At 28.3% G+C, this 2,953-nt stretch carries 3 protein-coding genes and 1 pseudogene; 1 reads left to right on the forward strand and 3 read right to left on the reverse strand.

All coding sequences use genetic code 11. From position 1 onward, the window contains the following. A pseudogene (locus AJ884_RS06765) lies at positions 1–769 on the forward strand (tyrosine-type recombinase/integrase); the annotation flags it as partial. Positions 770–811: 42 nt separating this feature from the next. On the opposite strand, the gene AJ884_RS06770 reads toward AJ884_RS06765, so the two are convergent. The 3 genes from AJ884_RS06770 to AJ884_RS06780 form a co-directional block, all read right to left on the reverse strand. After that, positions 812–1,159, reverse strand: coding sequence for a hypothetical protein (locus tag AJ884_RS06770; RefSeq protein WP_096738665.1), 348 nt, complete (start codon positions 1,157–1,159; stop codon positions 812–814). An 826-nt stretch (positions 1,160–1,985) separates the two neighbouring features. After that, positions 1,986–2,198: a hypothetical protein gene (locus tag AJ884_RS06775; RefSeq protein WP_070232973.1), complete on the reverse strand. Its 213-nt coding sequence runs from the start codon at positions 2,196–2,198 to the stop codon at positions 1,986–1,988. 13 nt (positions 2,199–2,211) lie between these two features. After that, positions 2,212–2,953: bacteriophage T4 gp5 trimerisation domain-containing protein (locus tag AJ884_RS06780; protein WP_070286516.1), on the reverse strand; the 742-nt coding region annotated here is incomplete at its 5' end.

Genomic DNA, 2,953 nt, shown 5'->3' on the forward strand with positions numbered 1-2,953 from the left:
GCAAATAAACGATATAAAAACGACTTTTTTAGTCAATTTTCTTAATTATTTAGAAAATAATTCAAAAAATGGCAATAAACTATCAAAAAAACAAAAATAACTTATTTGAGAGTATTAACTAGCTTTTTTTATAAGCGATAATAATGATGATTTGTTTATTTTTTCCTTTGATATGAAGAAAATTAGATTTAGAACAGAAAAATCAGAAGAAAAATTAAATTATCTTAATGAAAATGAAATTATAAGGCTAAATAATGTTTTAGAGAAAGAAAAAGCAAAAAAAGAAGTTTATAATAGTTTTAGAAACTCTTTACTGATAAAACTTATGCTTTATGGAGGACTTAGAATTTCTGAAGCTTTAAATGTAAAACTTTGTGATTTTGAAGAGGTTGATGATGAAATATTAAAAATATCCATAATAGGCAAGGGTGGTAAAGAACAATTTGCATTTATTAAAAAAGAAGTAGATGATGAGCTTGAATATTTTAAAGAAAATATCCAAGATCATGATTACATAATGCAAACTAGCATAGGAAAACATTTAAATAGAAGCAATGCTTTTTTGATTGTAAATAATATTTACGCTAAAGCTTTGATCAGCAAAAAAGGACTTCATTTGCTTAGACACACTTTAGCCATGAGATTAACAGCCAAAGGAACAAACCTTGTGGTCATACAAAAAATTCTAAGACATGCAAATCTAAATACTACCACTATATATGCCAAAGCAACAAATGATACAATAAAAGCTGCGTTATTGAATAATTAATTTTTCTAAAATTGAGTATTTGCATAGACTTCTTTTTGAAGTCTATGCTGTGAATCTTTCTAATAAAAGTTTAGGTTCTCCGCCAAGTATTTTGATGAAATTTGCAATTCTTGATTGTATTATTTCTACGGAATACATACCTCCTAAACCGCCTAAAGCATAAAATAATTCTTCGAAAATGTCTTCTTTGTTAAATTCAAGTTCTTCTATGTCAATAAGATCAGGAGTTCGGCTACATTTTTGTAAATTTTGATATATTTTGACTAAAATCTTGATTTTTTGTAGATTACTTTCAGCCTCTAAATAAGAATTTAAGTGTATTATTAGGGTTTTTATGAGTTTTTCTCTATTTTCTTTATTTTCAAGAAACTCAAGAGGACTGTGATTTATAGTTAAAATAACCAAAAGAATATACTTGAAAAATTAATAATACAAAAAACATATACTTTTTAAAAAAATAAAATTTTTCAAATATAGAAATTCAATAGAAGGAGAGAAGCTTAGTTAAAAGTTTGTTTGGTAAGCCAAAGGGAAAATTATAGCCCCCTTTAAAAAAGGGAAAAACAAGTGTTAATAACACTTGACTATAATTATACAAAGTAGTATAATTATTACTATAATTTTGTTTAACATTCTGTATCACCTCCTTTTTGGGCGTGATTGAATGCTAAAGGGGTTGCCGCCCCTTTGGCATTAACCCTTATGCAATTATACCAAAAACAAACTCTTTAACTTCTTAAAACAGTCCATGAAAAGATTTTACTTGTTATTCTTTAGCACTTTGTTTTTTGCACCTTCATTTTTATTTGGTGCAAATATTGAAAATATAAAAAAATATAGAAATTCAATAGAAGGAGAGAAGCTTAGTTAAAAGTTTGTTTGATACCGCAAGTAACCCACTCCAGTTGCCCCAAAAATTGAGCTTGGTTAATATGCCTTGACTATAAATAAACAAAGCAGTATAATAACCACTAGAATGAGTTTTATGTACCTCCTTTCAGGGGTTTCACAATTTAGCCGTAGGGGGTCAGCCTGCGGCTTAAACCCTTAATGTAATTTACCAAACAAACTCTTTAACTTCTGAAACAATTTATGAAAGATTTTTGTATAAGTTTTAATATTTTATATGAAAATTTAGGTGTAAGCTATAAACAAGAAGCCTTTCGAGCTAGCTAAGAATACTTGGCTTTAGTTAGGAACCTCCTACTTCTAAGCGTTAGCGAAAGTAGGAGTAATTCACAGTTTTCATTGTTTTAAAATTTTTCTTTTCGTTATTAATAGATAATTTTGATATATCATATCTATCCCAAAAGATAAGCTCTAAAGGTTGTTGTAAAAAATGATAAGCTAAGCTTATAAAAATAATCAAAGCTATAAGCACACCACAAGGTATATAAAATCTTTTAAGTTTGTAGAAGGGTTTATTCATTGTTTATCCTTTATTACTCTGCTTTAAGCTCTCCACCTTTAACCACAAGTCCATTAGAGTCTATAGTTACTTCAACTCCACCTGCTTTAATGATAACACAATCAGGTTTTGCATTAATAATTGTTTCTCCTACCTGTATAGTCGCCTCGCTATCGGCTTTTAACTCATGAATAGTTTTTGCATAAGTTGTGATATTATCAGCTACCATGCTTGTATTTTTATCACTTTCAAATCCTATGGATTCATTACTTGTAAAAAGAATATTATCTTTGCTTTTATAATCCATCTCTTTCTCGCTTAACACTTGCATTTTATCACTGACATTAATATCATAATGCCCCTCAACCACTTCCTTTTTATTCCCCTTCACATTTCTTATCTCATCTTTATGGATAATAGTATTTTGATTAGCACCTATTTCTATATCTTTGTTTTCTCCTACATATTCATGAGAGTTTTTAGCCACTCTTACTTTATTATCTACTCCTACATTTAAGGTATTGCTTAATCCTACTATGGTATCTTTAGATAAGCCTACATTAGTTAAGTATTCTCCTCCTATATTGACATTTTTAGCTAAGTCTATGATTTGAGTATGAATCTTTTTAATCCTTTCATTATAAATTCCATCCACTATAGAATCTTTATCATTTAAGATTCTTTGAGTGAAATTATGCTGGACTAATTCATCATAATCCTTTTGGGCTTTTAAATAAATTTGTTCTTTATCTTTTATATTTGAGAGGGTAAGTTCA

The organism is Campylobacter sp. BCW_6463, assembly GCF_001762785.1.
Taxonomy (GTDB): Bacteria; Campylobacterota; Campylobacteria; order Campylobacterales; family Campylobacteraceae; genus Campylobacter_D; species Campylobacter_D jejuni.